General features: G+C 61.1%; 19 protein-coding genes. 3 read left to right on the top strand and 16 right to left on the bottom strand.

Annotated elements, in window-relative coordinates; translation table 11 throughout:
- Positions 1-35: 35 nt before the first annotated feature.
- The 3 genes from DWU98_RS17125 to DWU98_RS17115 all read right to left on the bottom strand — a co-directional run bounded on the left by DWU98_RS17125 (position 36) and on the right by DWU98_RS17115 (position 1,689).
- Positions 36-599 (bottom strand): DUF4142 domain-containing protein, encoded by a 564-nt coding sequence (locus DWU98_RS17125; RefSeq protein WP_115496787.1) that lies wholly within the window; start codon positions 597-599, stop codon positions 36-38.
- Positions 590-850, bottom strand: coding sequence for a stress-induced protein (locus DWU98_RS17120; RefSeq protein ID WP_115496786.1), 261 nt, complete (start codon positions 848-850; stop codon positions 590-592). The genes DWU98_RS17125 and DWU98_RS17120 overlap by 10 nt, the downstream gene beginning before the upstream one ends.
- A 155-nt stretch (positions 851-1,005) precedes the next feature.
- Entirely contained in the window at positions 1,006-1,689 is a 684-nt protein-coding gene (locus DWU98_RS17115) for a hypothetical protein (RefSeq protein ID WP_115496785.1), read from the bottom strand.
- A gap of 280 nt (positions 1,690-1,969) precedes the next feature.
- Here DWU98_RS17115 and DWU98_RS17110 point away from each other — a divergent pair, with 280 nt between their 5' ends.
- Positions 1,970-2,167, top strand: coding sequence for a KGG domain-containing protein (locus tag DWU98_RS17110; protein ID WP_115496784.1), 198 nt, complete (start codon positions 1,970-1,972; stop codon positions 2,165-2,167).
- 92 nt (positions 2,168-2,259) lie between these two features.
- On the opposite strand, the gene DWU98_RS17105 is transcribed toward DWU98_RS17110, so the two are convergent.
- Positions 2,260-3,138, bottom strand: a complete 879-nt coding sequence (locus tag DWU98_RS17105; RefSeq protein WP_230474896.1) for a BON domain-containing protein — start codon at positions 3,136-3,138, stop codon at positions 2,260-2,262.
- A gap of 356 nt (positions 3,139-3,494) precedes the next feature.
- Here DWU98_RS17105 and DWU98_RS17100 point away from each other — a divergent pair, with 356 nt between their 5' ends.
- Both DWU98_RS17100 and DWU98_RS17095 read left to right on the top strand, forming a co-directional pair.
- Positions 3,495-3,695, top strand: a complete 201-nt coding sequence (locus DWU98_RS17100) for a hypothetical protein (protein WP_115496783.1) — start codon at positions 3,495-3,497, stop codon at positions 3,693-3,695.
- A 174-nt stretch (positions 3,696-3,869) separates the two neighbouring features.
- The gene (locus tag DWU98_RS17095; protein WP_115496782.1) at positions 3,870-4,328 is read left to right on the top strand and encodes a PA2169 family four-helix-bundle protein; all 459 of its coding nucleotides are present in this window, start codon (positions 3,870-3,872) and stop codon (positions 4,326-4,328) included.
- Positions 4,329-4,390: 62 nt separating this feature from the next.
- Here DWU98_RS17095 and DWU98_RS17090 read toward each other — a convergent pair whose 3' ends face one another.
- The 12 genes from DWU98_RS17090 to glgA form a co-directional block, all read right to left on the bottom strand.
- A complete protein-coding gene (locus DWU98_RS17090) occupies positions 4,391-4,762 on the bottom strand; it encodes a response regulator (RefSeq protein WP_115496781.1) in 372 nt (123 codons plus the stop codon).
- A gap of 168 nt (positions 4,763-4,930) precedes the next feature.
- On the bottom strand, positions 4,931-6,439 hold the full coding sequence (locus DWU98_RS17085) for a sensor histidine kinase (RefSeq protein ID WP_230474895.1): 1,509 nt from the start codon (positions 6,437-6,439) through the stop codon (positions 4,931-4,933).
- Positions 6,423-6,947, bottom strand: coding sequence for a hypothetical protein (locus DWU98_RS17080; RefSeq protein ID WP_115496873.1), 525 nt, complete (start codon positions 6,945-6,947; stop codon positions 6,423-6,425). Before DWU98_RS17080 ends, DWU98_RS17085 begins: the two co-directional genes overlap by 17 nt.
- Before the next feature lie 52 nt (positions 6,948-6,999).
- On the bottom strand, positions 7,000-7,152 hold the full coding sequence (locus tag DWU98_RS17075) for a DUF3309 family protein (protein WP_115496779.1): 153 nt from the start codon (positions 7,150-7,152) through the stop codon (positions 7,000-7,002).
- A gap of 152 nt (positions 7,153-7,304) precedes the next feature.
- Positions 7,305-8,141, bottom strand: a complete 837-nt coding sequence (locus DWU98_RS17070; RefSeq protein ID WP_115496778.1) for a YihY/virulence factor BrkB family protein — start codon at positions 8,139-8,141, stop codon at positions 7,305-7,307.
- 106 nt (positions 8,142-8,247) lie between these two features.
- On the bottom strand, positions 8,248-10,401 hold the full coding sequence (gene glgX / locus DWU98_RS17065) for a glycogen debranching protein GlgX (protein WP_230474894.1): 2,154 nt from the start codon (positions 10,399-10,401) through the stop codon (positions 8,248-8,250).
- Between the two features lie 120 nt (positions 10,402-10,521).
- Positions 10,522-10,716, bottom strand: coding sequence for a DUF2934 domain-containing protein (locus DWU98_RS17060; protein WP_115496776.1), 195 nt, complete (start codon positions 10,714-10,716; stop codon positions 10,522-10,524).
- Positions 10,713-13,415 (bottom strand): malto-oligosyltrehalose synthase, encoded by a 2,703-nt coding sequence (gene treY / locus DWU98_RS17055; protein WP_115496775.1) that lies wholly within the window; start codon positions 13,413-13,415, stop codon positions 10,713-10,715. The genes DWU98_RS17060 and treY overlap by 4 nt, the downstream gene beginning before the upstream one ends.
- On the bottom strand, positions 13,412-15,451 hold the full coding sequence (gene malQ / locus DWU98_RS17050) for a 4-alpha-glucanotransferase (RefSeq protein WP_115496774.1): 2,040 nt from the start codon (positions 15,449-15,451) through the stop codon (positions 13,412-13,414). The genes treY and malQ overlap by 4 nt, the downstream gene beginning before the upstream one ends.
- Entirely contained in the window at positions 15,432-17,243 is a 1,812-nt protein-coding gene (gene treZ / locus DWU98_RS17045) for a malto-oligosyltrehalose trehalohydrolase (protein WP_230474893.1), read from the bottom strand. Before treZ ends, malQ begins: the two co-directional genes overlap by 20 nt.
- Positions 17,244-17,343: 100 nt before the next feature.
- A complete protein-coding gene (glgB, locus tag DWU98_RS17040; protein WP_115496872.1) occupies positions 17,344-19,548 on the bottom strand; it encodes a 1,4-alpha-glucan branching protein GlgB in 2,205 nt (734 codons plus the stop codon).
- A gap of 23 nt (positions 19,549-19,571) precedes the next feature.
- Positions 19,572-21,125: a glycogen synthase GlgA gene (gene glgA, locus DWU98_RS17035; RefSeq protein ID WP_115496871.1), complete on the bottom strand. Its 1,554-nt coding sequence runs from the start codon at positions 21,123-21,125 to the stop codon at positions 19,572-19,574.
- Positions 21,126-21,263: the final 138 nt, after the last annotated feature.

The following is a 21,263-nucleotide window of genomic DNA, read 5'->3' as shown; positions in this document are numbered from 1 at the left end:
TTCGAAGTGGACGGGTCGTGGATGACCACGCTCAATTACATCGGCGGAAGTGGCGTCGCTGCCGGATGGGGATCGAGCTCCTCCGCTAATTTCAGATGCAGATCGAGTGTGGGCAGTGTCGTTTCGGCAAGGTGGCGAATGTCCGCATTGCTGCTGGCGATGGCCGCCGTAAACAAATGAATGGCTTTGCGATGATCTTCCACGATCGCCTCATCATAGGCCTGGTCGAACGCGCTGCCGCGCAGCGCGCGCAACTGTTTGGCTTGCTGACGTACGTCCGGCCCGGGCTCCGCCGAAACATGCACGTTGTAGCGCCACGCCAGGTTTGCCAGTTTGCGGTTGACTCGCGTCTGATCATCGACAATGCGCTTGGCCATGTATTGCACGGGCGCGGCGCTGGAGGTCTTAAGCGCAACCTGGCTCAGTGTTACCTCCGTGGCGGACACGCTCACGGCCTGGCGCAAGAAGCGCCGGTCTTCCTTACTGATATCGCCGTGAATGCGTGAGGGGTGACTGGCGTTGGCTTTCAGTTGATAAAGAATCACCAACACCGCAAGAGCAAGGATGCTGATCAGTAACGTAGTTTGCGTCAGGTCCATGCTTCTTCGACAGTTTCGACGACCTCTTCGCGCGGGCTGTGCCGGCCAAGCTCAGCCATATGCTTGCGGTTGCGGCTGATCTGGCTGCCGCCTTTCTGGCCGGCCTTGCGTGCCTCCTCGGGGGTAAAGCGGTGCGCACGCCCTCTTGCGTGAGCGGTACGGCCGCCAAGGCTGGCTACTTCACGGCGTCTGCGCTCATCCATGGCCGCAAAACCCCGGAGAGAAACGTTGGCTTCGTCGTGATCGGACATAGAGGCACTCGCTACGCGTATCTCAGGGAGTAATCAGTGTTGAACCTGCCGCCTGCGAAGGGCGTGAATGTATGGCAAAGAGGAAGTGAACGCTTCTGCCTGTTCGCTCGCCATTATTCTTGCCGCCTGCGGTTTCGCATGAACACGCGAGGGCGCTACGAATGGCGAGCATCGACAGAAAACACACCCGCACGACCTACTATCGTGCTTTGCAGCGGGCGCTTGAACTTCATCGTCAAATGATTGCGCCGCACCAAGCCAAGGGCGGCAACTTCATACGATTGCTGAACAGCCACGTGATGCTCGTGGTGACGGGCGCATGCGCGTTGGAAAGGCGTGACGAAGCGCTGGAGCTCCGCATCTTTCATCAGTGCCAGCAACAATCCCCAAGCCACTTCGTTGATTTGCTCAACGCAAAGTAGCGCCTGTAGCGAGGGCAACACTTTCACCTGTGGATCGCACGCCTGTGCCCGGGCCGCTTTGGCGATAAGCAGGAAATGTTCATGCTCCTCTTCCAGCCGGTTGGTGGTGGTGCTGTCGCCGAGCACGTCCAGCGCCTGAGTAAGAAGGTGAGTGTGTTCGATGAGTATGCCAAGGAATAGCTCCAGGCCGGAGAGGTCCATGGCGCGGATGACGGGGTCTTTGCTCTGGCGGCATTTGTCGACAAGGCACTCGTGCATCTCCAGAGTGATGCGCTCATAGGAAAGGCGTATGGCAAGCATGTCTGTGAGCGTGAGTCGTTCCTGATCGGGCTTGTTCGACGAGGCGGGGGCGTGTTCTTCGAACATGTTGATAGACCTGGTGGGAAGAAAATCAAATGTGGTTCGCTTGAACAACATAGGTTGTCATATGGCTTGGCAAGCGTACTTGAACATACGCCTCGCATCCGTTCATTCCATCTTAAAATAAGCTGTAAAGACGCCCGGGAGCGTCGAATTGCAACCAGGCAGGCGTATGCACGTGCTGTTATGCACGGCAATTTTTCTCTATGTGCGACATGCCTATCACCGACGCGAAAGGCCTTTCACGACGGTCTCAAATCGCTTTGACTTCAGGGCTTATAGAGTGCGAACCGTTCGCCCAACGGCGGACATTTTTGTTCTTCACTGGAGTAGTTCCATGACTAACGAGAAAAGCAACCGCGGATTCGCATCGATGGACGAATCCAAGCAGCGCAAGATCGCCAGCAAAGGTGGCAAAGCTGGCGGCGGTGATCATGCCTCCCACGAGCAGCATGTGGCCGCAGGAAGGCAAAGCAGTGGGGGAACCCACGAGCAACACGTGAAAGCCGGCCAGCAGAGCCATAAAAACACATGATGCAGCAGGAGAAGGAATGCCTGCTTTTACGAAGGAGATGTTGCAACAAGAAAAACCCGGCACATGGAAAGTGCCGGGTTCTCTATATGCGCTCAGATATCGCGCAATGGCGAATTTCCGCCTTGGTCTTGGTCTTGATCTTCGTTCCAGGCATCGCGGCTCACACGTAGTCGGTTTTCGACGTCCTTGACGCCGCTGATATGTTCGGCGCAATCCTCGGCGCGGTGCTTCATCTGGCGCTCGCCGACCTGGCCTTGCAGCGTGACTACGCCATTTTCCACCGTCACCTGGATGGCGCTGGCGTCCACATAGGGGTTCTCCGTCAATCGATCGCAGACGTCTTCACGAATGCGCTCGTCCGAGCGGGTATAGCCGCTGGGGCCTTTGCCGAAATGGGAGCTGCCATGTGGCCGTGAGGAAAGCACATCGCCTTCGCTGGCCCAGCTTCGTGGTGATGGGCCGCCGTAATCGCCGCGATAATTCTCATAGCCTTCTTCAGGGCGACGATAGGTGGATCCATAGGTCGGCGCATAGCCCCGTTCGCCCGGCTGAAAATTCAACGTGCCCTGATCGTCGTCTTCGCCGCGCCAACCGTACCTGCCATGTTGGGCCGGCCAGATGCGCTCGGCGCCGTGCTGCCGCCATGGTTCTTCCGGCGCATAACCTTCCCAGGTTTCCTGGGCGCGTTGCCCGTAACGGGGCATTTCCCGCTCCCGGCGATTGCCATAAGCCTGTTCGTATTCGGAACGGTCCTGGTTTGCGCGCGTACCGTAATCGCGTTGTTCGCCGCGCTGTGTGGTGCCACCGTAATGAGACAGCCAGCGTGCGGTCTGGGCGTCGTTCCACTGGGAGGCATCGTCGTAGCGTGATGGGTCGTCGTAGTGCGAGGGCCGGTTCATCGCGTAGCGGTCCGGGTCGCTGAAACGTGAGGTATCGCGGAAGGGTTGATGCTGGGGATAATTTCGGTTCATGACGTGCTCCTGTAAAGAAAACAGCGGCGCTTTCGCCTCCAGATGTTTCGCAACATCCGTGCCACTGGTCCGCCCGCGTTATGGGCGGAAATGAGTTGCTTGGTGGAAATATTTACCGAACCACGTGCAGAAAAATTTTCTCAGGTAGCGCATGGCATAAGCCTGCCATTGGGTACCAGTGCCCTGATGCGCATCGGGTATGTGCAAGCAATTAATGGGGTGAAGCGCCTTTCTCTGGCACGAAGGCACCGTCATGCGAATGCACAAAAAAGCTGCGCGCACGGTCGGCGTACTACAGACACTTGCTTCACCTGAAAAAGTGGATAGTCATTTTCATCTGCAATGGAGGCGAAGCCATGACATCTTCACCCGATCAACGCCTGCAACATCTGGAGCGTCTTTGCGGTCAGCTACTGGCACAGAATCACCGGCTCATCGAACGCAACGCCAAATTGGTGCTGGAGATACAAGCGTTGGATCGTGAAGGTCGCGTGACGCTTCCCATGAGCAACGTGGCGCGCATCCCGATGCCGCCAAGGCTTCATCCGGTTCGCTGAGCCACGCGCCCGCGCCTATGAAGACATCGTTGCTTCAGCTCGCCCCCCTTTGCCGCTCAATACGGCCGATGGCAAGATTACCGATCCGCAAATACTGCAAGAAAGCGCTTCGCCACGGATCGTTGCGGCGGACTACGCCAGCATGGCCGTGGGCACGTGATACCGAGATCGCCTATGTCAAGCAATAACGATGACATCGCCATTCTCAATCGCCTTATCGAGGTGACCATCGACAGCGCCGAAGGGTATGGCGAGGCCGCCAAAGATGCGCGGAATCCCGAACTCAAGGCGATTTTTCAACGCCGGGTAGACGAACGGATGGCGGCGTTCCATTCGCTGCAGTCGCAGGTTACGGCGCTTGGCGGACAACCCGAGGACGAAGGTACCTTGCTTGCGTCCATGCATCGTGCATTCGTGAATCTGCGCGCCACCGTGCAGTCGGGTGATTTGTCGGTGGTCGACGAAGTGGAGCGGGGCGAGGATCGGATCAAAGCAAAGTATGACGATGCGATCCGCAGCGGTGAGCTTTCCGCCTCATCGCTGGCGGCGGTCGAGCAAGCGTACGAATCCGTGCGATCAGGCCATGACGAGATGAGTCAGCTCAAACATTCGCTGCACCGTCTGCATGGCTGATCGCATGAGCCGTCGCCGCAGGCGCCAAATCGGGGGCGCCTGCGGCGGGAAAGCGGGTTTGATTACTTGCTGACCAGCAAGTCGAGACAACCGAACAACTCACGCAGATGCACCGGCTTCTGCAGACGCTGCAGATGCGCATAGTCGCGTGGGATGGCATCTTCATCGTAGCCGGTGGTGAGTACGATCGGCACGTTATCGGCCATCAGGCGATCGGCGAGAGGAAACACGCGTTCGCCGTTCAAATTGACATCGAGTACGGCTGCGTCCGCTTGCGCGCCCTGGTCGAGCGCTTCCATGGCGCTGGCGACGTTGGGGAAGGGGCCCACTACACGCATGTCTTCCATTTCGAAGGCGGAGCACAGCGCGTCCGCGATGAGGAATTCGTCTTCCACCATAAGAACCGATTTGCCGCTCAATCTATAAGAAGCCATGTGCAGTCTGTCCCCTGCCTGAAGGCGTCTATGTCCTTAAGGCGTCGATGTATGAAAGATGTCTATGTGTACTCGCCACTTTGCCTACATGGCGTGTACAGACACGCTCGGAGCAAGCCCGTAAGCAGGGTTGTTATCGCCTGATCCAGCCTGGGCACACCCGACGATTCATGTCGGGCATGTGAGGATCGGCACGGCAATGGAGCAGCATACGCCGTCAGGCGTCAGCTCGTAATGCGTTTTTGCCTTGAGCTGGTACACCAGGGCATGCTCGATCAGCTCGCGGCCATAACCGGGCTGCGAGGTATCGCTCAAGCTGGGCAGTGTCACGCCGGTTTCCTGCCAATGCACGTGCAGCATGGGCGACGGGTCGTCGGTGTGTTCCACGTTCCAGCGCACGGTAAGATGCGCGGTGGAGCAGGAGAGTGCGCCGTATTTCACAGCATTGACGGCCAGCTCGTGAATGGCCAGTGCAAAGGTCTGAAGCGTGCTGGAGCGCAGGCGCACGCCATCGGGGCCGTCCAGCGTAATCTGCTGATGGGATACGGCATGTGCCGCCAATTCCGCGCGCAGCAGTCCGTCGAAGGTGACTTTGTCGCCGCGCACCAGGCGCGACAAATGCGTTTGCACGCGGCTGATGGCATGCAGGCGCGAAGCGAATATGTCGGCGAAATCGTCCAGCACTGTGTGCTTGGAACGTGTGCGTTCGAAAATGACCTGGATGACACTGAGCAAGTTGCGCGTGCGGTGCTGCAGTTCCGTATTGAGCACCTGAAGCTGGCCGGTAAGCGTTTCGCGCAACGCATCGCCCGTATGCAACCACTCTGCATCGGCCGTATCGAGCAGCACGCGCGCCAGGTCCTGGCGCTGCGCCATGAGCTTGATCATGTCCGTTTCGTAGGTGAGATCCGGGTGTGTCTCGGTCCAGTAATGCGCGGTCCGTATGAAGGCAAGCAAGGCCGACATGTATTCGAAATGTCCGTCGCCTACGGCGCGTCGCACGGCAGCGCGCGCCTGCGCGGATCGGGCAGGGACCAGGAATATGATCGTCAGCGCGTCGAACAGATCTTCTTCATCCGAGGTGCCCGGTGCGGGAATCGGTACGGGTTTCATGTGCGCTTCCAACCGCGCGAGCGACACCTCCAGCCGCGCTGCATTGGGCACCGGGCGATTCACCAGCGCGATGACCTGCTCGACGGTGTGCGTCACCGCGGATGCATCGCCGGCGGGATAGCCTTTGCCGAGCAGAAAACCGGCATGCCGGACGATGCAATAGCGCACTTCGCAAAAGCGCGACAGGTGCACGAACAGACGTTCCTTGAACAACGTCGGCAAGGGGTTGTCCAGATAGGCACCGCGGGTGTGTTGCCATAGTTGCTCGGTGAGCCCTGGCGCAGCTGCAATCGTGTCGAAGAAATGGGGAAGCACGCCCATGCGCGCGCGCACCGCGTGTTGAAAGCGATTTTCGCGTTGGCTGGCGGAGCTGAGTATCAGGCGCTGGGGCGTCAATGCCGTGCGCAAGCGTTCGCGCAGCAGGAGGGGCTTTTCGGTGGCTGCATCGACTGGCAGCGAGCCTGCATGCCGCGGTGTGCCCGGCATCAATACACGTACCGTTCTGTGCAGCGCGGCTGCGATCGAGCGCCGGTGTAATGCCATGAGATCATCGGGTCGACGCATGAGCTTCAGTGCCGGTGGTGATGTCTTCCGCATGATGCTGTTCGAAGATGCCGCGTGCCGCCTTGCGTTGATTGGCGCTCTCCACATGCACGGAAATGAGCATGCCGCCTTGCCGGATCTTGCCGTCGAAGCGCCGCGCTTCGAATTCGGGCATGCCAGCACCGACTAGTGCACCGGCAATGCCACCGGCCGTGGTGCCCAATGCGGCGCCGCTCAAGGCGCTCATCACGGGACCTGCGGCGATGAACGAACCCATGCCGGGAATGGCGAGCGCGCCGATGCCGGCCAACCATCCTAGCGCAGCGCCAGCACCGAGCCCGGCCACGCCACCGGCGGTAGCGCCTTCCGGAGCCTTGGTATCGTGTTCGTAGGCGAAATCGCGGGTGCCGCGCAGGTCCGGCAGCAGGGCCGAAACATCCTGACGGCCGAAACCAGCGCGCTTCAGATCGGCGACGATGGCTTCGGTTTGCTCGAGGGTATGGGTCATGCAGTAGACGGAAGCTTTCATTGTTCTAATTCTTGTCCGTTACACAAAGGGCTCCGTCCAGGCAGCCATTGCCTCAAAGAATGCCAAGCAACAACAAAACGATAACGATTACCACCACCAGGCCCACGCCACCAAACGGGTAGTAACCCCAGCTTCGACTGTACGGCCAGGTAGGCAGTGCGCCGAACAGGATGATCAGCAAGATGATGATCAGTATCAGCGACATGCCTTACCTTGACCCGAGGCCGCGTGGTGGAAACGAGGAATGCGGGCGACTATGGCACTGTCCATCTCAACGCAGTGCACACGTAATGTCAGGATAGGCTTCACGTCCAGGGCTTGAGGCAGCGGCGCTGCGCCAAGAATGCGAGGAGACCATCACGTCGCGCGGGGCTTGCGCGGCGCTTGCTGCCGAGCTGTGGCCAAACCATGCGTAAGTTCGGCGCCCAGCAGCACCACGAACGACGCGTAATACACCCACGTCAGCATCACCACCAGTGCGCCAGCAGGGCCATAGGCGCCGCCGATACTCACGTATCCGATGTACGTCTCGATGGCGAACTTGCCCAGGATGAACAGCACGGTGGTGAGCAAGGCGCCGCGCGTTGCGTCCGACCAGGTGATATCCGTATCCGGCAGGACGCGATACATCGCACCGAAGGCCACCACGAACAACGCCAGCGACACCACGTACTCCACTATCGACCACGCCACCGAGCCGTAGGGAATCATCAGGTGGATCAGCGCGCTGACCGCGAAGGAGATGATCATCAGAAAGGCGATGCCGATCACCAGGCCGAACGCACGCGCGCGCGCCTTGAGCCAAAGGCCGATGACGTTACGCGAGGAGTCTTCCACATGCCAGATGCGGTTGAGCGTTCCTTGCAGCTGCGCAAAGACGGCCGATGCGCTGAACAGCGTGACGACCAGGCCGAGGACCCCCGCAATATTGCCGAGCTTGGGCCGCGATTTTGCGTTGTTGACAATGAGGATGACTGCCTGCGCGGCTTTATCGCCCATCATGGCGGTGAGCGTCTGGTCGAGCTGAGCCTGCCACTGGGCACGCAGCAAAGAGAGTATCCAGAGCGTGAGCACGATGATCGGCGCCATCGACAACGCTGAGTAATAGGCGATCGCGGCGGCGTGCGTGAAGAGTTCGTCTTCATTAAAGCCGGTCATCGCGCGATGGAAGGCGGCGCGCAGGGAATTGAGCATAAATCGCCAGGAGGGTCTCGTTCTCGCCTCGGTGTCATTGCGGCCTTCGCCGGAATGACACCCGGCAGGTGCCATGAGTCTGCGACATGCAGGTCATTGGCACCCATCATCGCTGTTTCATAGGCCGCGCCCGATAAAGCGCAAGCGAACGCGCACGCAAGGTGACGTGCTTTTCGCCGATCACTGGCGCTTCGCGTGCCGTATTGACCAGCAGCCGCCATTCGGGCTTGCCGGCCGCATCCGGCAATACGAATTCAACATCTTCGAATTGACCGTTGATGAGCAGAAGCAAGGTGTTGTCGACGCCGGGGCGCTTGATGCCGGTGGGTTTCGCGCGGCCATCGAGCAGCATGCCCAGACAGCGTTCATGTGGGTTTTGCCATTGCTCCTCAGTGAATTCGTGGCCATCGCAGGTCAGCCAGGTGACTTCGCGCACGCCCGATTCTTCATCCACCAGGCCACGCAGAAAACGGCTGCGACGCAACAGCGGATAGTCGCGGCGCAGGCGCGTGAGGCGACGCACGAAATCGGTGAGTTGGCGTTGCTCGCCGGCAGCCGGCCAATCCAGCCACGTGACGTTGTTGTCCTGGCAGTAGGCGTTGTTGTTACCGCCTTGCGTGCGGGCAAACTCATCGCCGGCCAGCAACATCGGCGTGCCTTGCGAAAGCAGCAGTGTGGCGAGCATGTTGCGCATCTGCCGTTGGCGTAGGGCGAGGATCTCCGGGTTGTCCGTGTAGCCTTCCTCGCCGTGATTCCAGCTCAGGTTGTTGTCGGTGCCGTCGCGATTGTTCTCGCGATTGGCTTCGTTGTGCTTGTTGTTGTAGCTCACCAGATCGTGCAAGGTGAAACCGTCGTGTGCGGTGACAAAGTTGATCGATGCATTCGGCCTTCGCCCGCGCTGGTCGAACAAATCGGCCGAGCCGGTGAGACGCGTGGCGAAGTCAGGCAAGCGACCTTCGTCGCCGCGCCAGAATGCGCGCGTGGCATCGCGGAATCGATCGTTCCATTCGGCCCAGCCTGGCGAGAACTTGCCGGCCTGATACCCGCCGGGGCCGATATCCCACGGTTCGGCAATCAGCTTGACGCGGCCGAGCACAGGGTCTTGCCGGCAGGCATCGAGAAATCCGCCGCCTTGATCGAAGCCGTGCGATTCGCGCCCGAGAATGGTGGCCAGGTCGAAGCGAAAGCCATCCACGCGCATTTCAGTGGCCCAATAGCGCAGTGAATCCATCACCATTTGCAGCACGCGCGAGTGGCTCAGATCGAGCGTATTGCCGGTGCCGGTGTCGTTGATGTAAAGCCGGCGGTCGTCGGCAAGACGGTAATACGTGGCGTTGTCGATGCCACGCAGCGACAACGTCGGGCCCAGATGATTGCCCTCGGCCGTGTGGTTGTAGACAACATCCAGAATCACCTCCAGGCCTGCATCGTGCAGATGCGCGACCATTTCCTTGAGCTCGGCCACCGTGTGGGTGGCCATGTAGCGCGGATGCGGTGCGAAGAAGCCTATGGTGTTGTAGCCCCAGTAATTGCGCAGTCCCACGCTGAGCAGGTGCTTGTCGTCGATAAATGCGTGAATGGGCATCAGCTCCACCGAGGTGACGCCAAGCGAGCGGATATAGTCGACCACCGGTTGTTGCGCCAGACCTGCAAAGGTGCCGCGCAAGGATTCGGGCACCTGCGGATGCAACATGGTGTAGCCGCGCACATGCGCTTCGTAGATGACGGTGCGGTCCCATGCCACGCCAGGCCAATAGTGGTTACCCCACGTGAACGCAGGATCGATCACGCGCGACTTGGGCATGTAGGGCGCGCTGTCGCGCTCATCGAAACTGAGGTCGCAATCGGGATGGCCAATCGTGTAACCAAATAGTGCATCGTGCCAAATAAGCTCGCCGATAATCTGTTTGGCGTACGGATCGAGCAGCAGTTTGTTCGGGTTGAAGCGGTGGCCCGCTTTGGGATCGTAAGGGCCATGCACGCGATAACCATAGAGCTGGCCCGGTCTCACGTCAGGCAAATATCCATGCCAGATTTCATCGGTGTATTCGGGCAGCGTAATGCGTTCGGTTTCGCGCCCTTCTTCATCAAACAGGCAAAGCTCCACCGATGTGGCGTGCGCGGAAAAAAGCGCAAAGTTGACGCCCAGCCCGTCCCAGGTGGCGCCGAGGGGAAAGGGCAATCCTTCGCGCAGGCTTGCGCTGTGGGTGGTTGCTTCCGCGCCGCGATGCAGTCGGAACGGTTCGCTCGCGACGTTCATCGCTGGCGACCACTGGGTACCTGATAAAAGCATCGTGCGCGGCCGGCATCGTTTTGCCAGCGAGCGCGGTCTACGCTTTTTTGCGAGCATCCGGGTGGCATTCTCACTCCTTGCTCCCCATCATTCGGTCGACTTCTTGCCTGCATGCTGTTTTTCGTTGCGCTGGGCGGCGTGTCTCTCTTCGGCCAATACCAGTTTTTCCGCCATACACCAATGACGAAGCGATTGGCCGGAAGGGCGCCCTTCCGATTCCCAGATGCTGTGGGCAATTTCGCTGATGCGAGCGTGCCGTTCAGCGGGGGAGCGTGTTTTCATGGGCTGGACTCGGAAATCAGTACGGCGACGGGCCATTCGGAAAAAAGCGCTCGCGCGGACAGGCCCTGGGCGCTGGCCTGATGCGTACGATGGGTAAATAAATCAGTGAAAGTGCAGACGCCGTCATCGTAGGCGCAGGTGACAGCGGTATCGCCCCAGAAATCCTTGTTTGCCAACGGAATGTCTTCCGTGATGCCCGTCGCGCACAGGCGCGGTACAGCCACCAGCAGCTGATGGGACTGGAAGCGTCGCACGAAGGCGATGATGTTGTCCGCGCGCGGACCCATGGTGTCCTGCGGATCATAACTGCCATGCACGAACATCTCCGGCCAGCGCCGGCGCGCGCGCAGCAGGCGGTGAATGAGATGTTGTTTGATCACTCCGCTGCGATAGTCCGAAAGAAGCTGCGCGGGCAACAAATTGCCATCGTAGGTGGCTTTGCGGGCTTGGTAATCCACCGGGCGGCGATTGTCCGGGTCCACCAGCGACTGATCCCAATAGTCCGTGCCTTGGTAGAGATCAGGCACGCCTGGCACGGTCAGGCGAAGCGTTACCGCAGCAAGGCCGTTGAGTGCACCGGGTGCATCGAGGCTGCGCGCGGCGTGCTGGATGTTGCGGTGAAGTGTTTGGTATTGGGGAGAAAGCAGTACATCGCGGGCGGCCGCTTTGCAGGCGTCCTCGTAAGCGGGATGCGGCGTGGTCCAGCGTGTTTGCAGCTTGGCTTCGCGTTCGGCTTTCAACAGCCACTGCTCCACGCGTTCGGCGAACGCACTCATCGCTTGGGTATCGCCGCTGTCCAAGCCAAGCGGCCACGCCGCTAGCACGGTCTGAAACAACATCCACAGCGCGCGCCTCGATGGCCTGCTGGGGCCTTCGAGTTCGGTCACCCACTGGCTGGCTTGATCCACGAACCAGGGTGCGCGTTCGCTGAGCACCGCGAGCCTTGCGCGAATGTCTTCGCCGCGCTTGTGGTCGTGCGTGGCGGTGGCCAGCAGCGAGCGCGGCCATGTTTCCGCACGCTGCTGCATGATCGCGTGAAAGCGTCGCGGACTGAGTGAAAACACGCGCGGATCGCTTCCTACTTCGTTGCGCGACAGCAGCACGCCGTAGCGATAGAAGGCGGTATCTTCCACAGCCTTCGCGTTCAAGGTGGTGGATAGCTGCTCGAACAGGCGTCGCGCGGTTTGCAAATGTCGCCGCTGCGAGAGCGTATTGAGCCACCGCGCCTTGGTCTCCAGCAGGTAGCGACGAAGATAGGCGCGATAAGCGGCATGATCGGGGTTGCCGTCTTTCATCGCGCGTTCGAACGCATGCTCCAGTGTGTGCCGGTCCTGATCGCTCGCGCTCCCTGTGCCTAGATACGTTCGATATACCGGCATGCGCTCAAGGATTTCCTGCAATGAGCGCTGCAATGCCAACGGCGTGATGTCGCCGCGTTCGGGGGTATCGCTGACATAACGCTCGAACGCACGTACGCAACGGGCCAGATCGGTGGCAAGGCTTGAGGCCAGGAGGCTTCGCCGCGCTTCGCGTTCTTCGTCATCGAATTGCCTGGAGCGTCCGGTCAATGCGGTCCACGCCTTGGCCAGTTCGGCATGGCCTTGCGGGTCGTGTTGCAGGGCGCCGACCTGGTTCATGAAGTCATAGCCGGTGGTGCCCTCTACCGGCCAATCGTGGTGCAGCGTTTCATCGTGCGCGAGGATCTTTTCCACGTGCAGCGTGATGCGCCTGGCGATCTGGCGCGGATCGATGCGTGCTGCACGGTCCGCGCGAAGGCGCAGCTTGCGCAGATACTCGCGTGGCTGGGTGAGGCCATCGATGTGATCGATGCGCAAACCGTCGATCATGCCTTCGCGGATCAGTCGCAACGGCAGCGCATGCACGGCATCGAAAACATCGTCCCGCTCCATCGCCAGGGCGACCAGCGAATCGATATCGAAGAACCGGCGATAGTTGACCACCTGGCCGCTGCTTCGCCACCATGCGAGACGGTAGTGTTGCAGGTCGAGAAAGCGGCGCATCAACGCTTTGTCGACATGCAGTTGCGCGATTACGCGATCGATATGCTCGCGACCGGCTTCGTTCTGCATCGCGAGCCGCACGGCGTCGATGGCATCGGCGGCCGCTTTGAAGCGCGGCAACGCCTGGCCGGCAAGGTCGAATAGCAAGCGCAGGCTGTGCTCGGAGGTTGGCAGTTTGGTGCCCGCGACATTCAACGCGATGGTGGTGCCGCCGACGTGCCGCTCCACTTTCATGTCGCCGCGCGCCAGGGCTTGTTCCAGCGGCACGGCGAGCATCGGCAGCCACAATTTGCCTTCCGTATCCGGCGCGTTCCACTCGATATCGAAGTAATGCGAAAAGCGGCTCGCGCGGCCCATCGCCAGCACGTCGTTCCACCACGGATTGGCGACATCGGCTGCCATGTGGTTGGGCACGATATCCACAATCGCGCCCATGCCGTGCGTGTGAAGGGTTTGCACCAAGGTGGCGAGCGCAGGCTCGCCGCCCAGTTCAGGATTCACGATCATGGGGTCGAGCACGTCGTAACCATGCATCGAACCTGGGCGCGCCATGGCGATCGGCGAAAGATAGACATGACTGAGCCCGAGCGCGGCGAAATAGGGCACCTGTTCGGCCGCGGCAAGAAAATCAAAAGCGCGGTTGAGTTGCAGGCGGACCGTGGCGCGCAGCTCCGTCATGCGGGCGCGGCCTCTTTCATGGCGGTGTCGATGGATTTCATCACCGGTTGCAGCGTTTGGACGATGTTCTCGGGCAGCCGATGCCGCCAGTTCGGATACGTATCCACGGTGCCGGGCAGGTTGGGCTGCTCGTTGCGATGAAGGGCGTCTTCGAGCGGTATCAGTATCAGTGGCGAAGGTGTCTTTGCCAGATAGGGAAGGGCGGGCGAGAGCGTATCGACCGGCGACCGTGCACCGGGTGAAGCCTGTGATGCGGACAGCGCCCGGTCCAGCTGCACTACGTCGTTGCGGCGCGCCTGCATGCGTTCGAGCAGTGTTTGTTCATCCCATGCCTGCGCCTTGGCAAGCTGCGTGAGATCCGTCCCTTCACGCCAGCCCGCCAGCGGTGGCAGATCATGCGTGGTGGTGGTGGCCACCGCATTCGCTCGCCATTGCGGCGCTGGCAGGAAATCGCCTTTTTCGTCCCGTGTGAACAGCAGTACGTCGATGCCGAGTACACCACGCGCGGCGAGCACGTTGCGCAATCCTTCGGGCACCGTACCCAAGTCTTCGCCGATTACGATGCAGCGATGGCGCCACGATTCCAGCGCGGTCAGGCGCAGCAGATCCATCAGTGGCAGCTCGATATATGCCCCTTGCGTGGAGGATTGCCCGTGCGGCAACACCCATAGACGGCGAAAGCCGATGATGTGGTCGATGCGAATGCCGCCGCCGCGCGCCATGTTGGCACGCAATAGTTCGATGAAGGGGCGAAAGCCGCTGGCCTTGAGCCCCCACGGCGAATACGAGGTAATGCCCCAGCTCTGCCCGGTAGGGTTGAACGCATCCGGTGGTGCGCCCAATTCCAGGCCTTCCAGCACGCCATCACGCCAGCGCCATGCTTCGCTGCCGCCGTGTTCGAAGCCGACGGCAATATCCCAGATCAGGCCAATGCGTTGCCCGGCATCGCACGCGGACCTGCTGGTGGCGTCCCAGCAACGTGCGGCCAGCCATTGCAGGAACATCTCAAAATCTGCATCGGCGACATGCTCTTGCGCGAATTGCGTTGCCGTGGATGTCTGGTGCCAGTCGTGCTCCCATCGCGTCCACGATGTCGATTCGTCATTGCGTGCCGCCAGCGATTGCCGCGCCGCCACCCACGCGTGCTGCTTCAATGCGTCGCCGCCATGGGCGACAAAGCGTTGAAAGTCATTGCGCAAATGCTGGGGTGCGTGCGTGAAGTGTTCATGGAGCACGCGCAGCACTTTGCGTCGCAACGCATAGGTCGCTGGCCATTCGACCAGGTCGTTCGCCTGTGCCTGCTGCCATGCCGAGGTCGCGCCGCTGCGATGAATGGCGGCGTGCAGCACGGACTCGCCAAACACCTGTGCGGGGTCGGCATGCAACCAGTTGAGAAAGCCGCGATCAGATGGCGAATACGGGCTGTAGTGCCGTGCGATGGGACTCATCGCATGCAGCGGACTGAGCGCCAGGGCATCGCCGCCCGCATGTCCCACCGCATCGGCGAGCTCAGCCACGCCACGACTGTCGCCCAGGCCACCGTCGTCAGGATGGCGCACGGCATAGACCTGCGCGCCCAATCCCCATGCGCGACGCTTTTCCGACCCCAGGCTGTCGCCCACGCCGAAGCAGCGTTTGGGGGCAACGGCCAACGTCAACCGAGTATCGCCACAAGTGAGCGTGTAGTAGCCATGGCGGATTGGCGCCTGGCACACGCCTTCGCCGGTGAATGCCAGCGCGTGCGTCGTCCCGCTTTCATCCTCGAGCACGGCCGTGCGCGCCTCGCGTAGGGAAAATGGCAGCGTAAACATCTCCCCCGTATCCGCCGTGATGAGCGCGGGAAGTGTGTTTTCACGTTCCTGGAGCTGTTCTAGGGCACCCTGGCGGCACGCCACATCGTGCGAGGGCAGGCGCATGGCGTGGAGCAATCCGTGCAGCACGTCCTCGGGCACGTTTTTGTGCTGGCCGAACGCATCGGTCCAATGCAGGGCGATGCCGGCGGCATGCGCAAGACGATCAAGCGAGGAGTCGCTCACCTTCCAGTTCCCTCTCTAAAACGACAGCGGTATGCGACTGCAGGACGCCGCGATCGAGGGCGTCAAGCGCATCCTGCGGCTCGATCCAGATCACGCGGGTGGCCGAATCGCGCGGCAGCGATACGTCCTGGCCCGACACGTTCAAGGCGATTTCCCAGTAGTGGCCGTCGCTCAATCGCCAGCGCGCATACAGGGCTTTGTCGCCGAGCACCTCGCAGCCCAGCGCGCAGCTGCTCTCCAGGCGCGGGCAAAGGTATCGCTGCCGCAGTTGCAGCAGGCCGGCGAACCAGTGTTTCCACTCCACGCCTTGTTCGTCGTCTTGCATACGCGGAATGGAGGCCGCGTATGTGTCCAACGCATTGGGATCGGGGATGCGGGCGCGCCGTTGCGGATCGGTGAAACCGGCGAAGTGCGAGAACTCTTCGCGTCGCCCGTTGCGCACTTTTTCGGCGAGCTCGCCGTCGTAAGCGGTGAAGTAATAGAACGGCGTGCGGCAACCCCATTCCTCGCCCATGAAAAACAGCGGGATCATCGGGCTGAGCGTGACCACCACCATCGCCGCGCGCAGATCGGCATCATCCACCAGGCAGGTAAGCCGCTCGCCCATCGGGCGGTTGCCGACCTGATCGTGGTTTTGTAAAAACAGCACGAACGAGGTGGGGCGCAGATGGCTGCTCGGTTCGCCACGCGGATGTCCGCGACGGTCGGGTTGACCCTGGAATACGAAGCCCTCCGCCAGCGCCTTGGCCACGTCAGCGGTCGGGTTCTTGGCGAAGTCGGCGTAATAGCCTTCGTGCTCACCTGTCAGCATCACGTGCAGCGCATTGTGCGCGTCGTCGTTCCACTGCGCGTTGTAGTCGCCGCTCAGCAGGCTTGCGGTGTTGTTTTCGTTTTCCAGGATCAGCCACACCTGCCGTCCGTGTGGAAGGCAGGTGCGGCGCACGGCGGCGGCAAGCTCTTCCAGAAACGCCTGCGGCTCAATCGTATGAACGGCATCCAGGCGCAGGCCATCGAAACGGTATTCGTTGATCCACATCAGCGCGTTGTCGATAAAGTAGCGCGCCACTTGCGGCCGGCGAAAATCGATGGCTGCGCCCCATGGGGTGTGCACGTCGGCGCGGAAGAACTCTGGCGCGTAGTGGGGCAGTTCGTTGCCGACCGGGCCGAAATGGTTGTAGACCACATCGAGAATCACCGACAGGCCGAGCCGGTGTGCTTCATCGATCATATGCTTGAGCGTGGCGACGCTGCCGTAAGAGGCATCCGGCGCATAGGGCTGCACGCCGTCATAGCCCCAGTTGCGATCGCCCTGGAACGAGGCGATCGGCATCAACTCGATGGCGGTATAACCCGCGGCGGCAAGGCGCGGTAGCGACTTGCACAAGGTATCGAAGCCACCCATCGTACCGACATGCACTTCGCAGATGACTGCGGTGTGCCATGGCGCACCGTTCCATTCGTTGCGTTGCCAACGGTAGTCACGCGGGTCCACCACCATGCTCGCGCCGAGCACGCCGCCAGGCTGCGCGCGCGAAGCCGGATCGGGAACCTGGCGATGGCCAATGCGGTAGACGTAGCGCGTGTCCGGGTCGACCTCCAGCGCAAGCGTGTGATTGCCTTGCGCATCGCGCGCCATCGGAAAGGCGAGCTCGTCGATGATCAGGTCGACCTGGCTGGCATCCGGCGCCCATACGCGGAAGCGCGTGGTGCCGTCGTCGAGTACCTGTGCGCCATACATGCAGTCATGGCATGACGTCGCGGGCGTTTGGGTGGACATCGGCTTTGTGGACATACAGCTCGCACCGCGAAGTTCATGGATATGAAGAACGACGTGTTCTCCTACGGGAGAGGGGGCGGATCCGCGCTGGCATGCGTGCCTCCTGCTTGCGCATTCACGTCTCGCTCCGGTCGGGCCGAAGGATCAGCGTCGCCAGTGGCGGTAGCACCAACGCCAGCGAAAACGGCTGTCCGCGGCAGCCCAGTTCGTCGGCATGTACCTGGCCGCCATTGCCCTGATTCGATCCGCCGTAGTGCGCGCTATCGGTGTTGCACAGCTCGCGCCATAAACCGCCTTCGGGTACGCCCACGCGATAACCAACGTGCATTTCCGGCGTGAAATTGCAGATCACCAGGATGGGTGCGACACCTTCGCCGCCGTGGCGCAAATACGCGTAGACGGAGGCATGCGTGTCGTCGCCCACCACCCATTGAAAGCCGGCTGGATCGTGGTCGAGGCGATGCAATGCAGCTTCATGCACGAGCAGGCGGTTGAGGTCGCAGATCAAATGTTGCACGCCGCGATGCATGGGGTCGTTCAGCAAGTGCCAATCCAGCGAACGGTCGTGGTGCCATTCGCGGTGTTGCGCAAACTCGCCCCCCATGAACAGCAACTTCTTACCTGGGTGCGTCCACATAAAGCCGTAATACGCACGCAGGTTGGCGAACTGACGCCAGTGATCGCCCGGCATGCGCGCGATCAGTGACCCTTTGCCGTGCACCACCTCGTCGTGCGACAGCGGCAGCACGAATTTTTCCGAATACGCATACACCATGCCGAACGTAAGATCGTGATGATGATAACGGCGATAAAGTGGATCGCGCTGCATATAACTCAGGCTGTCGTGCATCCAGCCCATGTTCCATTTGTAGCTGAAGCCGAGGCCGCCTTCGGCGGCGCTACGCGTGACGCCCGGCCAGGCGGTGGATTCCTCCGCCATGATCAGCACGCCTGCTTGTTCGCGTGCCATCGCGCTATTGAGCGCTTGCAGAAAGGTGATCGCCTCGAGATTTTCGCGTCCGCCATGCTTGTTGGGAATCCATTCGCCCTCGGGGCGGCTGTAATCGCGATACAGCATGCTTGCCACGGCGTCTACGCGCAGGCCATCCACGTGGAAATTGCGCACCCAGTGCGCCGCACTGCCGAGCAGGTACTGGCGTACTTCGTGGCGACCGTAGTTGTAGATCAGCGTATCCCAATCCTGATGCACGCCTTCGCGCGGATCGCTGTGTTCGTAGAGTTTGGTGCCGTCGAAATCGCGCAGGCCATGCTCGTCGGAGGGAAAGTGGGCACTGACCCAGTCGAGGATCACACCGATGCCCGCCACGTGACAGGAATCCACGAAGCGCGCAAACGCATCTGGGTTGCCCAGGCGTGCGGTGGGTGCATACATCGCGATCGGCTGATAGCCCCACGAACCACCGAACGGGTATTCGCTGATCGGCAGCAGTTCAATGTGCGTGAAACCAAGTTCCTGCACATAGGGAATCAGTCGCCTGGCGAGTGCATCCCAGGTAAGCGGCTGGCCGTATTCATCCCATTGCCATGAGCTGGGATGGACTTCGTAGATGGATATGGGCAGGTGATCGTGATCCACCGAGCCGCGATGCCCCATCCACGACGCGTCGTGCCAGTTCACCGATAACGGAGCGGCCACCATGGAGGCGGTGGCGGGAGGCGCTTCGGTCTGTCGCGCGAACGGATCGGCCTTCAGTGGCAACAGATGTCCATGTTGATCGAGCAGTTCGAATTTATAGAACGCGCCCGCTTTCACGCCGGGAATGAAGATTTCCCACAGACCCTCGTGATCGTGCCGGCGCATCGCATGGCGGCGGCCGTCCCATCGATTGAAATTGCCGACCACGGAAACGCGCCGCGCATTCGGTGCCCACACGGAAAAGTGCACGCCGCTGACGTCGTTGGTGTGCACAACGTGCGCGCCGAGGATATCGCCTGGATGATTCAGCTCGCCGGCATGGAACGCGCGCAGCGTGCCTTCGGTGAGCAGCGGCTCGAACGCGTAAGGATCTGCGATCACTTCCTTGCCCTCGGGCCAATGGATGCGCAGGCGATAGGCGTCGGGGCGGTGTGCCAGGTACACCGCGAACACCCCTTCGCCAATGCGTTGCGCCGAACATGCTTCGCCGTCAGGTAAAAGCACGATATCCACTGCCGCAGCGCCGTGTACCACGGTCGCGACATACCAGTGATCATTGTGCTGGTGCAGGCCCAGCCACTCGAACGGATCACCGCAGCGACCCTGCTCCAATGCATGCAGAACGTCCTTGGGAATGCACGCGTCGAGGCGTGTCGGCGGCACCGCGGCGGTGCCTGAATTGGCCCTCACGCCGCCGCCTTCTGCGGCAACATCCGGCGGTACAGGGCCACGTATTGCCGGCCCGGACCATCCCAGCCGCGTTTTTCGAGCATCGCCGCGCCGCGCATGGCATTGAGCAGCAGCCGTTCGGCAAAAATTCGGAAGGCGCGCTGCAGGCAGCCGCGCAGCTCCGATACGTTTGCGTTGCGGAACAGCAGGCCGGTAACGCCATCTTCGATGGTGTCGATCAGGCCACCGGTTGCGTGTGCAACCGGCAGGCAGCCATACGCTTGTGCGTACATCTGGCTGAGACCGCACGGTTCGTAGCGCGAAGGCATGAGCAGGAAGTCCGCGCCGGCGAACATGCGCCGCGCCAGGCCTTCCTCGAAACCAATGTGTGCCGCCACGCGGCCATGAAAGCGCCGCGCCAGGCGCGCGATGGTGCGCTCGATCGCTGGATCGCCGCGCCCGATCAACGCAAGCTGGCCACCGGCAGCGATGATCTGCGGCGCCGCCTCGCAAATCAGGTCGACACCTTTTTGCTGCACCATGCGCGAAATCACGGCAAACAGCGGGCCGTTTTGTTCGCGCAGGCCAAGTTCCTTGCGCAGCTCGTGCGTATTGATCTGCCGCTTGTCCCACTCGCCGATGGCGAAGGGCGAAACCAAGGCAGGATCGCTCTGCGGGTCCCAGCTCTGGTCGATGCCGTTGACGATGCCGACCAGGCGTCCCTCCAGCGAACGCTTGCGCAACAGCGCCTCCAGACCGCAACCGTACAAGGGTTCGGTGATCTGCTGTGCGTAGCTCTCGCTGACGGTGGTGAGGCAGGTGGCCTTGGCGATGCCCTCGTGCAGGAACGACACGCGTCCGCGATGATCGTGATCAATGCGCCTGCGGGTCGACATGCCGATGCCACTGGCCGATGAAGCGGAAAACACGCCTTGATAGGCCAGGTTGTGAATTGTGAGCACGGTCGGCACTGCGCTGTGCTCGCCATCCAGGTAATGCGCGGCCATGGCGCACGGCCAGTCATTCAAGTGCAAAAGATCAGGACGCCAGTCGAGTTGGGCATGCTTGAGCGCAATGTCGGCGGCGACGTGGGAAAGCGTGGCGAAGCGGATATCGTTGTCCGGCCACTCGTGCCCGTGTGCGTCCGTATAGGGCGAGCCTTCGCGCTCGTACAAATCGGCATTGCACACGACCAGCACGGACAGGCCATCATCCAGACGCAGTTCACCAATCTCGCACGCGGGAAGCCTGTGATGGCTGCGTGTTCTTCCGACGATGCGCATCGACTTGCCCGCCTTGAGTACGCTCGGGTAGCCCGGCAACAGCACGCGCACGTCGTGGTGCCTGGCGAGCGCACGGGGCAGGGCGGCAGAGACATCGCCGAGTCCGCCCGCTTTCACGAAGTCGGTCATTTCCGTGGTGACGAACAGTATTTTCTCGTTCTCTCCACGGTCGATGCGCACGCCGCTGGGAGGCAGGTCCGGCCGCCGACGATGTGCTACGGAAGCGGTAGCGCGGTTCTGCTGCCGGCGTGGCGGATAAGTCCTGTGTGCGGGTTTTACGATGGCCATCCAGTCAGCCTCATGAATTTTCTGCAAGGCGACGATTCGCCAATCATTGCAGTCGTTATGCTTGAGGTTAGGGCGCGGATGATCAAACTTGCGTACAGCCAGCAGCGTGGGAAAGTGAAGATCGCGAGACGAGTCGCC

This window comes from Dyella monticola (genome assembly GCF_003363155.1).
Classification (GTDB): Bacteria; Pseudomonadota; Gammaproteobacteria; order Xanthomonadales; family Rhodanobacteraceae; genus Dyella_B; species Dyella_B monticola.
Note: the sequence above shows the minus strand (reverse complement) of the source record. Positions and strands in the feature narration are given on the sequence as shown.